Source organism: Streptomyces sp. NBC_01515 (genome assembly GCF_045040345.1).
Classification (GTDB): Bacteria; Actinomycetota; Actinomycetes; order Streptomycetales; family Streptomycetaceae; genus Streptomyces.
Genome location: NZ_CP109416.1, coordinates 3,562,482 through 3,577,826 on the forward strand (window position 1 = coordinate 3,562,482; position 15,345 = coordinate 3,577,826).

16 protein-coding genes are annotated in these 15,345 nt (G+C 70.2%); 8 read left to right on the forward strand and 8 right to left on the reverse strand.

The genetic code is table 11. The features are described from left to right. Positions 1-17 precede the first annotated feature (17 nt). Positions 18-1,394: a cysteine desulfurase/sulfurtransferase TusA family protein gene (locus tag OG407_RS15790; protein ID WP_405858586.1), complete on the forward strand. Its 1,377-nt coding sequence runs from the start codon at positions 18-20 to the stop codon at positions 1,392-1,394. 85 nt (positions 1,395-1,479) lie between these two features. On the opposite strand, the gene OG407_RS15795 is transcribed toward OG407_RS15790, so the two are convergent. After that, entirely contained in the window at positions 1,480-2,454 is a 975-nt protein-coding gene (locus OG407_RS15795) for a carbohydrate kinase family protein (RefSeq protein ID WP_365299580.1), read from the reverse strand. A gap of 131 nt (positions 2,455-2,585) precedes the next feature. On the opposite strand from OG407_RS15795, the gene OG407_RS15800 reads away from it, so the two are divergent. Both OG407_RS15800 and OG407_RS15805 read left to right on the forward strand, forming a co-directional pair. Beyond that, a complete protein-coding gene (locus tag OG407_RS15800) occupies positions 2,586-2,831 on the forward strand; it encodes a hypothetical protein (protein ID WP_405858587.1) in 246 nt (81 codons plus the stop codon). 167 nt (positions 2,832-2,998) lie between these two features. Beyond that, complete coding sequence (locus OG407_RS15805) at positions 2,999-5,017, forward strand: hypothetical protein (protein WP_405858589.1); 2,019 nt, start codon at positions 2,999-3,001, stop codon at positions 5,015-5,017. Positions 5,018-5,132: 115 nt separating this feature from the next. On the opposite strand, the gene OG407_RS15810 is transcribed toward OG407_RS15805, so the two are convergent. Next, positions 5,133-5,489 carry an iron-sulfur cluster assembly accessory protein gene (locus OG407_RS15810; RefSeq protein ID WP_019065032.1) on the reverse strand — a complete coding sequence of 119 codons (357 nt, stop codon included), beginning with the start codon at positions 5,487-5,489 and terminating at the stop codon, positions 5,133-5,135. 296 nt (positions 5,490-5,785) lie between these two features. Here OG407_RS15810 and nadA point away from each other — a divergent pair, with 296 nt between their 5' ends. Further along, complete coding sequence (nadA, locus tag OG407_RS15815; protein WP_329351113.1) at positions 5,786-6,982, forward strand: quinolinate synthase NadA; 1,197 nt, start codon at positions 5,786-5,788, stop codon at positions 6,980-6,982. Between the two features lie 10 nt (positions 6,983-6,992). Here the strand turns inward: nadA and OG407_RS15820 are convergent, their stop codons facing one another. The 4 genes from OG407_RS15820 to OG407_RS15835 all read right to left on the reverse strand — a co-directional run bounded on the left by OG407_RS15820 (position 6,993) and on the right by OG407_RS15835 (position 10,176). Beyond that, positions 6,993-7,679: a response regulator gene (locus OG407_RS15820; RefSeq protein ID WP_403604151.1), complete on the reverse strand. Its 687-nt coding sequence runs from the start codon at positions 7,677-7,679 to the stop codon at positions 6,993-6,995. After that, positions 7,676-8,923 (reverse strand): sensor histidine kinase, encoded by a 1,248-nt coding sequence (locus OG407_RS15825; protein WP_405858591.1) that lies wholly within the window; start codon positions 8,921-8,923, stop codon positions 7,676-7,678. The genes OG407_RS15820 and OG407_RS15825 overlap by 4 nt, the downstream gene beginning before the upstream one ends. Before the next feature lie 148 nt (positions 8,924-9,071). Beyond that, positions 9,072-9,350, reverse strand: coding sequence for a PspA-associated protein PspAA (gene pspAA, locus OG407_RS15830; protein ID WP_405839209.1), 279 nt, complete (start codon positions 9,348-9,350; stop codon positions 9,072-9,074). A 22-nt stretch (positions 9,351-9,372) separates the two neighbouring features. Then, positions 9,373-10,176 carry a PspA/IM30 family protein gene (locus tag OG407_RS15835; RefSeq protein ID WP_328683821.1) on the reverse strand — a complete coding sequence of 268 codons (804 nt, stop codon included), beginning with the start codon at positions 10,174-10,176 and terminating at the stop codon, positions 9,373-9,375. Positions 10,177-10,354: 178 nt separating this feature from the next. On the opposite strand from OG407_RS15835, the gene OG407_RS15840 reads away from it, so the two are divergent. The 3 genes from OG407_RS15840 (at position 10,355) to OG407_RS15850 (ending at position 13,022) form a co-directional block, all read left to right on the forward strand. Further along, on the forward strand, positions 10,355-11,056 hold the full coding sequence (locus tag OG407_RS15840) for a DUF3043 domain-containing protein (protein ID WP_405858593.1): 702 nt from the start codon (positions 10,355-10,357) through the stop codon (positions 11,054-11,056). Positions 11,057-11,139: 83 nt separating this feature from the next. Continuing rightward, positions 11,140-11,841 (forward strand): class I SAM-dependent methyltransferase, encoded by a 702-nt coding sequence (locus OG407_RS15845; protein WP_405858595.1) that lies wholly within the window; start codon positions 11,140-11,142, stop codon positions 11,839-11,841. Positions 11,842-11,936: 95 nt separating this feature from the next. Next, on the forward strand, positions 11,937-13,022 hold the full coding sequence (locus OG407_RS15850; RefSeq protein ID WP_405858597.1) for a S1C family serine protease: 1,086 nt from the start codon (positions 11,937-11,939) through the stop codon (positions 13,020-13,022). Positions 13,023-13,108: 86 nt separating this feature from the next. On the opposite strand, the gene OG407_RS15855 is transcribed toward OG407_RS15850, so the two are convergent. Continuing rightward, on the reverse strand, positions 13,109-13,321 hold the full coding sequence (locus OG407_RS15855; protein ID WP_033284163.1) for a hypothetical protein: 213 nt from the start codon (positions 13,319-13,321) through the stop codon (positions 13,109-13,111). A 210-nt stretch (positions 13,322-13,531) separates the two neighbouring features. Between OG407_RS15855 and OG407_RS15860 the strand changes: the two genes are divergently transcribed. Beyond that, positions 13,532-14,734 carry a bifunctional adenosylcobinamide kinase/adenosylcobinamide-phosphate guanylyltransferase gene (locus OG407_RS15860; RefSeq protein ID WP_405858600.1) on the forward strand — a complete coding sequence of 401 codons (1,203 nt, stop codon included), beginning with the start codon at positions 13,532-13,534 and terminating at the stop codon, positions 14,732-14,734. Here the strand turns inward: OG407_RS15860 and OG407_RS15865 are convergent. After that, entirely contained in the window at positions 14,731-15,264 is a 534-nt protein-coding gene (locus tag OG407_RS15865) for a methyltransferase domain-containing protein (RefSeq protein ID WP_405858602.1), read from the reverse strand. The genes OG407_RS15860 and OG407_RS15865 overlap by 4 nt on opposite strands. Positions 15,265-15,345 lie beyond the last annotated feature (81 nt).

Here is a 15,345-nt window from a genome sequence, read left to right on the forward strand (position 1 = left end):
CGCTTTAACGTTGCCCTGTGTCCTACTTTGATGCTGCCTCTTCCGCTCCTCTCCATCCGGTCGCCCGGCAGGCCCTGTTGGCGTCTCTGGACGAGGGGTGGGCGGATCCTGCCCGGCTGTATCGGGAAGGGCGTAAGGCGCGGTTGCTGCTGGACGCCGCCCGTGAGGCCGCTGCCGAAGCTGTCGGGTGTCGGGCCGACGAGCTCGTCTTCACCTCCTCCGGGACCCGGGCCGTACACACGGGGATCGCGGGGGCGTTGGCGGGGCGGCGGCGCGTCGGGCGTCACCTGATCGTGTCAGCGGTTGAACACTCTTCCGTGCTCCATTCGGCCGAGGCGCTGGTCGCGGAGGGCGGTTCGTCCACCGAGGTGCCCGTGGACCGTACGGGCGCGGTGAGCGTGGCGGCCTATGCCGACTCCCTCCGCTCGGACACCGCGCTGGCCTGTCTCCAGTCGGCCAACCACGAGGTGGGGACCGTGCAGCCGGTCGCCGAGGTGGCCGAGGCGTGCCGGGCGGTCGGGGTGCCGTTGCTGGTCGACGCGGCGCAGTCGCTGGGGTGGGGCCCGGTCGAGGGCGCGTGGTCGCTGCTCACGGCGAGCGCGCACAAGTGGGGCGGCCCGGCCGGGGTCGGCCTGCTGGTGGTCCGCAAGGGCGCGCGCTTCGCGCCCCAACGCCCCGTGGACGAACGGGAGTCGGGACGCGCCGCCGGCTTCGAGAACATCCCCGCCGTGGTGGCCGCGGCCGCCTCCCTCCGCGCGGTCCGCGCGGACGCGGCCCAGGAGGCGCTACGGCTGCGGGAACTGACGGAGCGGATCCGGGCGCGGGTGCCGAAGCTGGTGCCGGGCGTGGACGTGGTCGGCGATCCGGTGCGGCGACTGCCCGGGATCGTCACCTTCTCCTGTCTCTATGTCGATGGAGAGACCCTCCTCCACGAACTGGACCGCGCCGGTTTCTCCGTCTCCTCCGGTTCGTCCTGCACGAGCAGCACCCTGACGCCCAGCCATGTGCTGAAGGCGATGGGCGTACTGAGTGAGGGGAATGTGCGGGTGTCGTTGCCGCGGGGGGCGGTGGAGGAGGACGTCGAGCGCTTTCTCGCCGTACTGCCGGGGGTGGTGGCGGGAGTACGGGAGAAGTTGGGAGCGCAGGCGCCGGTGACCGTCGTAGAGGACGACTCGCTCGTCGTGAACGCCCTCGGCAAGCGCTGCCCGATCCCGGTGATCGAGCTGGCCAAGGTCATCGGCGATGTGCCGGTGGGTGGCACGGTCAGGGTCCTGTCCGATGATGAGGCGGCGCGCTTGGACATCCCGGCCTGGTGCGAGATGCGGGACCAGGAGTACATGGGCGAGGAGAGAGCGCTCAAAGGCACGGCGTACTTGATCCGCCGGCTGACCTGAGCCACCTAAGGGGCGCGGGGCTGTGTCGATATGCGGCTACCGCCGCGGGTGCGCGACCAGCCCCCACGCACCCGCACCCGACGAATCAGCCCAGGTAACCCCGAACCTCACCCGCCGCGTCATGCCCATACGCCTTGGTGAACCGGTCCATGAAGTGCACCCGCCGCAGTTGGTACTCCTGCGTGCCGACAGTCTCGATGACCAACGTGGCGAGCATGCAACCGACCTGCGCCGCCCGCTCCAGCGAAACCCCCCACGCCAGCCCCGAGAGGAACCCCGCGCGGAACGCGTCGCCGACACCCGTGGGATCGGCCTTGCGCTCCTCCTCCGCGCAGCCGACCTCGATCGGGTCCATACCGACGCGCTCGATACGAACGCCACGCGAGCCGAGCGTGGTGACGCGGTGGCCGACCTTGGAGAGGATCTCCTCGTCGCTCCAGCCGGTCTTGGACTCGATGAGTCCCTTCTCGTACTCGTTCGAGAAGAGGTACGCCGATCCGTCCAGCAGGATGCGGATGTCGTCGCCCTCCATGCGCGCGATCTGCTGGGAGAAGTCCGCGGCGAAGGGGATGGAACGGGTCCGGCACTCCTCCGTGTGGCGGAGCATCGCCTCGGGGTCGTCCGCGCCGATCAGGACCAGGTCGAGGCCGCCCACGCGGTCGGCGACGGTCTTCAGCTCGATCTGCCGGGCCTCGCTCATGGCGCCGGTGTAGAAGGAGCCGATCTGGTTGTGGTCGGCGTCGGTGGTGCACACGAAACGGGCGGTGTGCAGCGTCTCGGAGATACGCACCGAGCCGGTGTCGACGCCGTGCCGGTCGAGCCAGTCGCGGTACTCGGCGAAGTCGGAGCCGGCGGCGCCGACCAGGATCGGCGCGGTGCCGAGCTGGCCCATGCCGAAGGCGATGTTGGCGCCGACACCTCCCCGGCGTACGTCGAGGTTGTCGACCAGGAAAGAGAGCGACACCGTGTGCAGCTGGTCCGCGACCAGCTGGTCGGCGAAGCGGCCGGGGAAGGTCATGAGGTGGTCGGTGGCGATGGAGCCGGTGACTGCGATGCGCACGGCGAGGACTCTCCTGAGGGAGGCTGCGTTGACACTTCACGCTACCCGGTCCGCGCGGCGGCTCTGAAGCGGCCAAAACTACCCGATAGTAGATCTTTCTTCGCGAGGTCGAGCGTGCCTACGGTGCCGCTATGACGAACCTCAAGGTCGACGGCCCCGTTCCGGTTCACGTTCCGGTCCACATTCCGGTCCATCTCGAAGGCGAGGGCGAGGCCGATCTCGCGTCGCTGCGCGGCGACTGCGCGCGGATGGCTCCCCACTGGACGGTTCCCGACCGGATCGCCTCCCTTCCGGTGTCCCCGTCGCTCATCCACGGGGTGACCGTGCCGTCGGCGTCGGCCCGCCTGCTGGACGGCATGTCGGAGTACGGCAACTGAGCGGAGTCATTCGCAGGATCGGCGCGCTCGGGGGAACCGTGCGCTCCCCCGCTGCGTCCCATCGCTGTCCCCCGTAAAGGGGATGCGGGATACGACCCTTCTGCCTGCCCCTTTGACAGGGCCGGGTCAGGGTCATGGGACAGTTGCGCAGCCGAAGGAGCGATGCGGTGAACACCGAGCGACCCGACAACGACGACACGACCGGCGCGTCCGGTGACGTGCGGGGCGTGGGGGACGCCGCGAAGGGCTCCACGAAGGGGCCCGAGGTCGACGACACCGGCGCCCGCCGCAAGGAAGAAGCCGGTTCTACGGCGCCCCGCGCGGAGGCCGGTCACGGTCTGCCGGACGAGACGGAAGCCGGGGCGTCCGACGTAGACGCCGGCCGCGCGGAGGACAACGACCCGCCGGAGTCCGGCACGGACGCCGGCCGGTCAGCGGAGCCGGAGGAGATCGGCCTCGCCGCGTCCGACGCCGAGGCGGGCCGAGGGGCGGGCCGAGAGGCAGCCCAACCGGACGTCACCGGTCACGGGACGCGCGACGCAGACACCGATGCCGATGCCGATGCCGACCAGCCGAAGGCAACCGGCCCCGCGGCGCCCACCATGGAAGCCGCTCACCGGGAAGAGCCCGGCGCGGCGGTGTCCGACATCGAGGCCGCCCACCCGGAACACCCCACCCCCACCACACCCCCCGACACCGATCTCCCCCTGCACGACCACTCCCCCGAAACCGACGACGACAGGCGCCCCGCCCGATCCAGGTCGCCCCTCGTCATCGCCTCCGTGGCCGCCGCCGTGCTGCTCGTCGGAGGGGGCGGGGCGTATCTCGCATCGTCGTCATCCAACTCCGGCGGTTCGGGGGAAGGTACGGGGTCCGCGGCGTCCGGCACCGACGGGACCCCGCCGCCGCTCGCGCTCGACGGGTATTCCACCGGGGGTACGCGTGGGATCGCGTCCGGGGAGCCGAATCCGTACGGGGAGACGTACCGGGCCGTGGGGAGTCTGCCCGATGGACCCGATTCCGCCGCCGTCTACTCGCCGCAGGGTGAGGTCACCAAGGACGCGGTGAGCCGGCTCGCGAAGGCGCTCGGGGTCATGGGGACGCCGGTCGCGGAGGGGCAGCTCTGGAAAGTGGGTGGGCAGGACGGTACCGGGCCCAGTCTGCAGGTGAACAAGGCCGCGCCGGGCATGTGGACGTTCAGCCGCTACGCGCCCGGCACCGACGACTGCACCGGCAGCACCACATGCAGGAAGGACCCGGCCGCTCCCGCGGTCGACCCGGTGAGTGTCGCCGTCGCGAAGAAGGCCGCCGCCCCGATCCTCAAGGCCGTCGGCCAGGACGACGCGAAGGTCGACGCGAGCCAACTCATGGGCGCGCAGCGGGTGGTGAACGCCCAGCCGGTGATCGGCGGGCTGCCGACGTACGGGTGGACCACCGGGCTGACCGTCAGTGCCCAGGGTGAAGTGGTCGGCGGGAGCGGGGACTTGGCGGCGCCGGTGAAGGGTGACGTCTATCCCGTGCTGAGTGCCCAGAAGACGCTCGACCTGATGAACGCGGCGCCGAAGACCGACCACCGCATGGGCATCGGCGGTTGCGCCAGCCCCGTACCGCTGAAGGACCGGCTGGAGGCGCCCTGCGGGTCCTCGACCGCTTCCTCTGCCTCCGCTACGCCCACGCAGGCCTCGACCACCGTCGAGCACGCGGTGTTCGGGCTGGCCGTGCACTCCGTGGACGGGCAGCAGACGCTGGTGCCGTCCTGGCTGTTCGAGGCGCGGCAGCCGGGCGGGCAGGACAGCTTCACGCTGACGTATCCGGCGATCGACCCGAAGTATCTGGCCTCGGCCGACACGCCTGCTCCTACGGCGAGTTCGACGTCCACCGCGGCGCCGCACGACGTCAAAGCGGACGGTTACACGGCCGACGGGAAGAGCCTCACCGTGGCCTTCACCGGCGGGGTGTGCGCGGACTACAAGGTGTCGGCCGCGGAGAGTTCGGACAAGGTGACGGTCACGGTGACCGACACGCCCTGGCCGGACAAGGTCTGCGTCATGATCGCCAAGATCTACCACCAGACCGTGCAGTTGAAGGCGCCGGTCGGTGACCGGACGGTCGTGGGGCCGGACGGCACGAAGATCCCCGTGGAGAAGAGGGTCGAGGTCGGGGCAGGACCCTCACTCGCCCGGTAGCGACGACCGCAGTAGTAACGACCCACGGGCTCCGGAAAAGCCCGAAGGCGGCGGCCCTGTCGGAGGGGGCCGCCGCCTTCGCTCTGCTCAGTTGCCCAACGGGGCGCAAGCGGGTTCAGCTGAACGAGTCGCCGCAGGCGCAGGAGCCTGTCGCGTTCGGGTTGTCGATGGTGAAGCCCTGCTTCTCGATGGTGTCGACGAAGTCGATGGAGGCGCCGCCCAGGTACGGGGCGCTCATGCGGTCGGTGACGACCTTGACCCCGCCGAAGTCCTTGACGACATCGCCGTCCAGGGAGCGCTCGTCGAAGAAGAGCTGGTAACGCAGGCCGGAGCAGCCGCCGGGCTGGACGGCGACACGCAGGGCCAGATCCTCACGGCCTTCCTGGTCGAGCAGGGCCTTGACCTTCGCCGCGGCGGCGTCGGACAGAAGGATGCCGTCGGTGACGGTGCTGGTCTCGTCCGATACGGACATCTACATCTCTCCCGGGTTGTACGGAGACTGCTTGCCGACATTTCAACCGGCGTGGCCGCGGATTCATTCCGGGCCGGGTGGCGTTCTTTTCGCCTGTACCTCTTCTGCTCTCTCTTCCATGCTCGCACACACCCGCAAGGTCCCTCGCTGAGTGCGTCCCGGGATTGATGTCACATCGACGCTATGGGCATCGTCAAACTGACGTGAAGCGGTTATGATAGATAACGTCAATTCGACGAAAAGGGCCGTCCTCCCATCGGGCCGGCCCGGCCCGCAGAACAGAAAGGGTGCGTGTCGTGACCACCGCCCAGACCCAGGAGCTCGACGTTCAGCCGACGCCCCTCGCCCTGCTCCTCCTCGGCCGCGAGGCCGACCCGAGCAGCGAGCGCGGCGTCGAGTGCCCCGGTGACCTGCCCTCGCCGTCCGACCCGGACCTGGTCGAGCGGGCCCGTGCGGCCAAGGAGAAGCTCGGCGACAAGGTCTTCGTGCTCGGCCACCACTACCAGCGCGACGAGGTCATCCAGTTCGCCGACGTCACGGGCGACTCCTTCAAGCTGGCCCGGGACGCCGCCGCGCGCCCGGAGGCCGAGTACATCGTGTTCTGCGGTGTGCACTTCATGGCGGAGTCCGCGGACATCCTGACCGGCGACGACCAGAAGGTCGTCCTCCCCGATCTCGCGGCCGGCTGCTCGATGGCCGACATGGCCACCGCCGAGCAGGTCGCCGAGTGCTGGGACGTGCTGACCGAGGCCGGCATAGCCGAGCAGGTCGTGCCCGTGTCGTACATGAACTCGTCCGCCGACATCAAGGCGTTCACGGGCAAGCACGGCGGCACGATCTGTACGTCGTCGAACGCCGAGCGGGCCCTTGAGTGGGCCTTCGAGCAGGGCGAGCCCAATTCCACCAAGGTGCTGTTCCTGCCGGACCAGCACCTGGGCCGCAACACGGCGGTCCGCGACCTCGGCCTGAGCCTCGACGACTGCGTGCTGTACAACCCGCACAAGCCCAACGGGGGCCTCACCGTTGAGCAGTTGAGGGCCGCGAAGATGATCCTGTGGCGCGGCCACTGCTCCGTGCACGGCCGTTTCTCGCTGGAGTCGGTGGAGGACGTCCGCGCCCGTATCCCCGGCGTCAACGTCCTCGTGCACCCCGAGTGCAAGCACGAGGTCGTGAGCGCGGCGGACTACGTCGGATCGACGGAGTACATCATCAAGGCACTTGAGGCGGCCCCGGCCGGTTCCAAGTGGGCCATCGGCACCGAGCTGAATCTCGTACGACGGCTCGCGAACCGTTTCGCGCCCGAGGGCAAGGAGATCGTCTTCCTCGACAAGACGGTCTGCTTCTGCTCGACCATGAACCGCATCGACCTCCCCCACCTGGTCTGGACCCTGGAGTCCCTCGCCGAGGGCAACCTGGTCAACCGCATCGAGGTGGACAAGGAGACGGAGGCGTTCGCCAAGCTGGCGCTGGAGCGGATGCTGGCACTGCCGTAGGCCCGCCGGGTTATTCCACCCGCGGCCGGACCAGGCCCGACTCGTAGGCGATGACGACGAGTTGGGCCCGGTCGCGGGCGCCCAGTTTGGACATGGCGCGGTTGACGTGGGTCTTCACCGTCAGGGGGCTGACCTCCAGGCGTTCGGCGATCTCGTCGTTCGAGAGGCCGCCGGCGACCTGGACGAGGACCTCGCGCTCACGGACGGTGAGGGCTTCGAGGCGTTCGGCCCGGGCGGGGTCGCGGTCGTCGTCCAGGTCGCCGCCCTGGGCGAGGAAGCGGGCGATCAGGCCCTTGGTCGCCACCGGGGAGAGCAGTGCGTCTCCGGCCGCCGCGACCCTGATCGCGCTGAGGAGTTCCTCCGGTTCCGAGCCTTTCCCCAGGAAGCCGGACGCGCCCGCGCGCAGGGACTGGACCACGTAGTCGTCGACCTCGAAGGTCGTCAGTATGACCACGCGGACGTGGGCGAGCGACGGGTCGGCGCTGATCATGCGGGTCGCGGCGAGGCCGTCCGTGCCGGGCATACGGATGTCCATCAGCACGACGTCGGCCCGCTCCTCCTTCGCCAGCCGTACGGCCTGTGCGCCGTCCGAGGCCTCTCCTACGACCTCCATGTCGGGCTCCGAGTCGACGAGTACGCGGAAGGCGCTGCGCAGCAGGGCCTGGTCGTCGGCGAGCAGGACACGGATCGTCGTCATACGGGGTCCCCCGAGGCGCGTGGGCGGGTCTTGACCGGCAGGATCGCATGCACGCGGAAGCCGCCTCCGTACCGGGGACCGGTGGTGAGGGTGCCGCGCAGGGCGGTGACGCGCTCGCGCATGCCGAGCAGGCCGTGGCCGCCGCCGGAGTCGGGGTCGTGGTCCTCGCCGGAGCCGTTGTCGAGGACGGTGACCTCCACGTTCGGGCCCACCCGGACGACACTCACCTCGGCCTTCGCCTCCGTACCGGCGTGCTTCTGCACGTTGGTGAGGGCTTCCTGGATGACGCGGTAGGCGGCCAGGTCCACGGCTGCGGGGAGGGTGGTGCCGTTGTCCGCGCGGGCCACCTCGACCTGGAGGCCCGCGCTGCGGAAGGTGCCGGCGAGTTCTTCGAGGCGGTCGAGGCCCGGGGCCGGTTCGGTGGGGGCCTCGGGGTCGCCGGACTGGCGCAACAGGCCGACGGTGGCCCGGAGTTCGTTGAGCGCGGAGCGGCTCGCCTCGCGTACGTGCGCGAGGGCTTCCTTGGCCTGGTCCGGGCGCTTGTCCATGACGTGCGCGGCGACTCCGGCCTGGACGTTGACCAGGGCGATGTGGTGCGCGACCACGTCGTGCAGGTCGCGGGCGATCCGCAGCCGTTCCTCGGCGACCCGGCGGCGGGCCTCCTCCTCGCGGGTGCGTTCGGCCCGTTCGGCGCGCTCGCGTATGGCGTGCACGAATTCCTTACGGCTGCGTACGGCGTCGCCGGCGGCGGCGGCCATGCCGGTCCAGGCGAAGATGCCGAGGTTCTCCTGGGCGTACCACGGGAGGGGGCCGCCGAGCATCGCGGCGCCGGTCAGCACGGTCATCGTGAGCAGGGCGACGCGCCAGGTCGTCGAGCGGTCGGTGGTGACGGCGACGGTGAACAGGGCGACCACGGCGGACATCGCGACCGGGGCGCGGGGGTCACTGGTGACGCTCTCGATGAGGGACGCGGTGGCGGTGACGGCGAGCACCAGCATGGGCGCGCGGCGGCGTTTGACCAGCGCGACGGCACCGACCGCCATCAGGATCAGGCTGAGGGGGGCGGGGGTGCGGAGGCCCCAGCTCACCCCGTTGTCCCCGTGCGGGTCCACGAAGGATCCGGCCACCATGCAGACCAGCACCGCGGCGGCGAGGGCCGCGTCCAGGGCGGAGGGGTGCGCTGTCGCCTGGCAGCGGGCGCGGTCCAGGGTGCGGGTCCCTGCCGGGGGCGGAACGGGGGCCAACGGTACGTCTCCTTGTGAGTGACCGGTGCTGGGGTGACCCCGTACTGGGGGCTGCCGCCCCCAGCACCCCGCTACGGCCCGGACGGCCTCGTCCTCAAACGCCGGACGGGCTGACAGGCAGTTGACCCCGTCCAGAAGAAGCCGCCCTCTACCCCGGGATCAAGCCGTCGTCGCTCAGCAGATCCCGGACCTCCTCCAGCGTCGCGTCCTCGGCCGGGAGGATCAGCTCGGACGGCTCCAGGGAGTCGTCCGGCAGGGGATCGCCCAGTTCTCGGACCTTTGCCAGGAGGGCCTGGAGGGTTTGGCGGAAGGCGGGGCCGTCGCCGTTCTGGACCTCCGTGAGGAGGATGGTGTCCAACTTGTTCAGCTCGGTGAGGTGGCTGTCGGCCAGCCTCACCTGCCCCTCCCCCATGATCCGTACGATCATGTCGCCCTCCTCAGGCGTGGGCCTACTGCTTGTCGAAACGCGGGGTGTCCTGCGGCTGCGACGACGCCTGCGACTGGGACTGGTCCTTGCCGCCTTCGATCGCCTGCTGTGAAGCGGACGAACCTCCGGCCAGCTCCGCCTTCATGCGCTGGAGTTCCAGCTCTACATCCGTACCACCGGACAGGCGTTCCAGCTCGGCCTGGATGTCGTCCTTGGCCATGCCGGTCGGGTCGTCCAGGGCGCCGGAGGCGAGCAGCTCGTCGATGGCGCCGGCGCGGGCCTGGAGCTGCTGGGTCTTGTCCTCGGCCCGCTGGATCGCCAGGCCCACGTCGCCCATCTCCTCGGAGATGCCGCTGAAGGCCTCGCCGATCCGGGTCTGTGCCTGGGCCGCCGTGTACGTGGCCTTGATGGTCTCCTTCTTCGTACGGAAGGCGTCCACCTTGGCCTGGAGGCGCTGGGCCGCGAGGGTGAGCTTCTCCTCCTCGCCCTGGAGCGTCGTGTGCTGTGTCTCCAGGTCGGTCACCTGCTGCTGGAGCGCGGCCCGGCGCGAGAGCGCCTCGCGGGCCAGGTCCTCGCGGCCGAGGGCGAGCGCCTTGCGGCCCTGGTCCTCCAGCTTCGAGGACTGCGACTGCAGCTGGTTGAGCTGGAGCTCCAGACGCTTGCGGGAGGTGGCGACGTCGGCCACTCCCCTGCGCACCTTCTGAAGCAGCTCCAGCTGCTTCTGGTACGAGTAATCGAGGGTTTCGCGCGGGTCCTCGGCCCGGTCAAGGGCCTTGTTCGCCTTCGCGCGGAAGATCATCCCCATACGCTTCATGACACCGCTCATGGGCTTCGCGCGCCCCCTTCTGACGGACTCCAGCTCCAGCGACTACAACAGGACCAACAGTACGGGCCCTGCATCCATTACCGCACTGTTCGGGGACGGATGCGCTCATCCCCAAGGACGACTGACCGCGGTCCTGATCCGGCGTAGGGAGTAGGTGCTCCCCTGGTAGGACCCGCTCATGACGTCCTTCTCTGTCCCCCTACAGACGAGCGGTGTTGCCGGATCGTTCCCCACAGGGCTGGGGTCCAACCCCATTCACCCCTTACCCTTGGGTTTTGTGTTCCGTAGCCGCGCCAAGGAAGAGAAGGCAGCGCCCACCGACAAGGTGTCGCTGACCGACTCCAAGATGCCCCGAGACCCTCAGGCCCCGAAGGGTCGGCCCACGCCCAAGCGCAGTGAGTCCCAGACTCAGCGCCGCAGCGTCGCCAACACTTCGATGACGCGCAAGGATGCCTCCAAGCGCCAGCGCGACGAGCGGCGAACGGCGATGGAGAAGCAGCGCCAGGCACTCTCCGGCCGGGGCAACGACCGGGATCTGCCCCTCCGCGACAGGGGTCCGATCCGCAAGTTCGGGCGTGACTACATCGACTCGCGCATCAACATCGCCGAGTTCTTCCTGCCGCTGGCCGTGGTGATCCTCGTGCTCAGCGTGGTGCAGATCCCCGCGCTGCAGAACATCGCGCTGCTGCTGTGGCTCGTGGTGATCGTGCTGATCGTGGTCGACTCCTTCTGGAGCGTGTTCCGGCTGCGCAAGCAGCTCGCCGAGCGCTTCCCGGGCCAGAACACGAAGGGCACCGTCTGGTACGCCCTCATGCGCTCCCTCCAGATGCGTCGACTCCGGCTGCCGAAGCCGCAGGTCAAGCGCGGAGAGCGGCCCTGAGCACGGACTCCTTCTCCGGGGGCGCGGCCGATGCCTGGCTGAGCAGGCTGGGCGGGCTGCGGGATGTCGTACGACAGGAACTGGTGGCCCGGCAGCTCGACGAGCAGATAGCCGGCCGGTATCCGGTCGGCCGGCGGTTGCGGGTGCTCGACGTCGGGATGGGCCAGGGCACGCAGGCGCTGCGGCTGGCCCGGGCCGGGCATCAGGTGACCGGGCTCGAACAGGAACCGAAGATGGTCGCCACGGCCCGCGAGGCGCTGTCCGGTGAGCCCGAGGGCATCCGGGAGCGGGTGCGGATCATCGAGGGCGACGGCCGCGACACGGGTGTGCACTTCCTGCCGGGCAGTTTCGACGTCGTGCTCTGTCATGGCGTACTCATGTACGTGTCCGAGCCGGATCCGCTGCTCGCGGGGCTGGCGCGGATGCTCGCGCCGGGCGGGCTCCTGTCGCTGCTCGTGCGGAACGCCGACGCGCTGGCCATGCGGCCCGGGTTGTCCTGGGACTGGGCGGGAGCGCTGGGCGCGTTCGATTCGACCGCCTATCGCAATCGGCTGGGTCTCGATGTGCGGGCCGACCGGCTGGGCACCCTGACGGCCACGCTCGCCGGGATCGGGGCGCCGCTGCAGGCCTGGTACGGGGTGCGGGTCTTCACCGACACCGCGCCGGAGGGTGTGGAGATCCCGGCGGACGTCGAGTCGCTGCTGGCCGCCGAGGAGCGGGCCGGGCGGACGGATCCGTATCGGGCGGTCGCCGCGCTGCTGCATCTGTGCGGTGTGCGGGGCTGAGGGCGCGGCCCTCCCCCTGGTCCCCCTAGTCCCCTAGGGGCCCGTTCGGGTCAGCAGCACAAGCCGGATATTCACCCCAAAGAGACACTCGGCGTATGGACTCCTCCCGTACCCGCACCCTCCGCCCCATAGCTCTCCTCGCCTGTTCGCTCGCGCTGGTCGCCGGGTGTTCCGGTGCCGACTCCGGGTCCTCGTCGGCCTCGTCGAAGAAGGACGGCTCGACCACGCAGGCCGCCGAGGCCGCCGTACCGATGTCGAGTGACGATCTGCAGAGCGACTACCTGAAGGTGATCAAGGAGGTCCTGCCGTCGGTCGTGCAGATCCAGGCCAGCAGTGATCTGGGGTCGGGGGTCGTGTACGACGGCCAGGGGCACATCGTCACCAACGCGCATGTCGTCGGGGACGAGAAGACGTTCAAGGTGACCACCGCGAACAGCGAGGACGTGCTCACCGCCAGGCTCGTCTACTCGTATCCCGAGCAGGACCTGGCCGTCGTCAAGCTGGACAAGGTGCCGGACGGGCTGAAGGCGGCTACCTTCGCGGACTCCTCCAAGGTCGAGGTGGGGCAGATCGTCCTCGCCATGGGCTCGCCGCTCGGACTGTCGTCCAGCGTGACGCAGGGCATCGTGTCGGCGACCGGACGCACCGTCAGCGAGGGCAGTACCGGGGGCGGTACGGGCGCGACCATCGCCAACATGGTGCAGACCTCGGCGGCGATCAACCCCGGCAACAGCGGGGGCGCGCTCGTCAATCTGAACGGGCAGGTCGTCGGCATCCCGACCCTCGCCGCGACCGACCCGAGCTTCGGGGGCGGTGCCGCGCCCGGTATCGGGTTCGCGATCCCGTCCTCGATGGTCAAGACGGTCGCCGACCAGATCGTCAAGGACGGCAAGGTCACCGACTCGGGGCGGGCGGCCCTCGGCATCACCGGTCGTACGGTCGTCGACGACAGTTATCAGGCGGCCGGGGTCGCCGTGGTCGAGGTGAAGGACGGCGGGGCGGCGGACAAGGCCGGTATCCAGGCGGGCGACATCGTCACGAAGCTCGGTGACACGGGTATCACCACGATCACCTCGTTGTCGGAGGCGCTGGCGGCCGACAAGCCGGGGCAGAAGACGACGGTGACGTACTCGCGGAACGGGGCGTCGAAGAAGGTCGACGTGACGCTGGGCGAGCAGTAGCCCGGTTCAGTTCAGTTCAGTTCAGGAACGAGGTGGGGGCGGCCGGTGTTTCTCCGGCCGCCCCCACCTCTTTGGCCTACGACGGGTTACGCGTCCTCGGCGTGCAGGCTCATCGGACCGTAGATCTGCGTGCCGTCCTCGAAGAGGAACACCTGGTCCGCGCCGCCCGCGACGAGCTCTTTCCAGATCTCGCCGAGCCAGGACTCCGCGTCGCCCTGTGTGGTGAACTCCTCCGGCGTGACCGCGGGTTCGACCTCGGTCCCGTCGGACTTCTCGAACCGCCAGATCCATGCCGCCATCTACGCCTCCAAAGTCTGAGCGCGTGCAGAACAGAAGCCGGATCTTGGTCCGGCTTCTGTGTGCAGCGTATTCGCTCCGCTGGGTTAGCGGGGGGTGAGCTGCGGATATTCGGTCGGGTGCGGGTCCGTGGGGGCTGGTCGCGCAGTTCCCCGCACCTCTGGGTGGGTCCGGGTCGCGCATGTTTACCGGTGAGCGGTGAAAATCGACCCGTGGAACTCACTCTGCTCGGCACCGGTGCCCCCGCTGGACTCCCGCGGCCCGACTGTCCCTGTGCGGCCTGTGCCGTTTCGCTCGGGGTGGATGCGCGGGCTGCTACCGCCGTGCTCGTGGACGGGACGTTGTTGCTCGATCTGACGCCGGGGGCCGCCTTTGCCGCGGCGCGGGCCGGACACTCGCTCGGCGGTGTGCGGCAGGTGTTGTTGTCGCATCCGCACGACGGGCCCGCGGTGGAGGTGCCGGCCGGGCTGCCGCAGCCGGGGCGGGTGCCGGACGGGCGGGAGCTGGCGCTGTTGACGGGGCATCGGGTGCGGGCGGTGGCGATGGACGCGCCCGGTACCGGGTACGCCGTCACCGGGCCCGACGGGCAGCGGGTGCTGTATCTGCCGCCGGGGGGCGCGCCGGCCGGGCTTGAGGAGGGGGCCGTGCCGTCGTACGACATGGTGCTCGCCGATGTCGTGGGGCGGCCGGACGCCCTGGCCAAGCTGCGGGCGGTGGGGGCGATGGGGCCCGCGACCGATGTCATCGCCGTGCATCTCGATCACGATGTGCCGCCGGGGGCCGAGTTGGCGCGGCGGCTGGCCGCCGTGGGGGCGCGGGCCGTGCCGGACGGTACGACGTTGACCGTGGGGGTGTACGAGGACGTGCCCGATGTGCCGCGGCGGACGCTGGTGCTGGGCGGGGCGCGGTCCGGGAAGTCGGTCGAGGCCGAGCGGCGGTTGGAGGCCTTTCCCGATGTGCTGTACGTCGCCACCGGCGGCTCGCGCAACGGGGACACCGAGTGGGCCTCGCGCGTCTCCACGCACCGGGAGCGGCGGCCGGGGTCGTGGCGTACGGCGGAGACGTGCGACCTGGTGCCGTTGCTCGCGGAGGACGGGCCGCCGTTGCTCATCGACTGTCTGTCGCTCTGGCTGACGGACGCCATGGACTCCGCGGGGGCGTGGGACGACACGGAGTGGGGGGACGGCGGGGAGAAGCAACTCCGGGAGCGGGTACGGGAGTTGACGGCCGCTGTGCGTGCCACGCGGCGGACCCTGGTCGCCGTGTCCAACGAGGTCGGCTCGGGGATCGTGCCGGCGACCGCGTCCGGGCGCCGGTACCGGGACGAGCTGGGGCGGTTGAACGCCGCGATCGCCGGTGAGTGCGAGCACGTGTTGCTGGTGGTGGCGGGGCAGGCGCTGACGTTGCGCGGCTAGGGCTGTTGTTTCCTGCGGGCGATCAGGCGTTGCGGGGGCGGGAAGCGGTCCGGGGTGCGGCGGGGTTCCGTGACGAACTCGCAGTCGTGGGGCTCCAGTTGGGCGCGCAGGGCGTCCGGGCTGCCTTCCAGGAGGAGGAGGCCGCCGGGACGCAGGACCGTGAGGGCGGCGCTGAGTTCGGCGTCGGGGTCGGGGGCGCGTGTGCGGTCGCGGAGGAGGGTGACCACGTCGTAGCGGGACTGGAGGGCCGTGGTGATGTGGGGGTCCGTGAGGTGGCCGGCGTAGGCCTCCTCGATGCGTTCGGCGGCGCGGGCGCGGACTACTCGGGGGGTGGGGTCGAGGCCGTCGAAGGACGTGTACGGGAAGAGGGCCTTCGCCGTTTCCGGGAAGTGGGCGTCGCCGGTGCCGACGTCGAGCCAGCTCTCCGGTTCCGGGAGGAGCCGGAGGATCGCGCGGGCCAGTGCGCGGTGGCGGCGGCGCGCGTCGAGGGTGCTGACGCGCGTGCTGACGCGGGTGCGCAGGCTGTTCATGGGCGGCTCCCGAGGTCGTACGGCAAAACGGTGCAAAACGATACGTACGGGATCTAGATCTTGAGGGCAAGGACGTCCGGG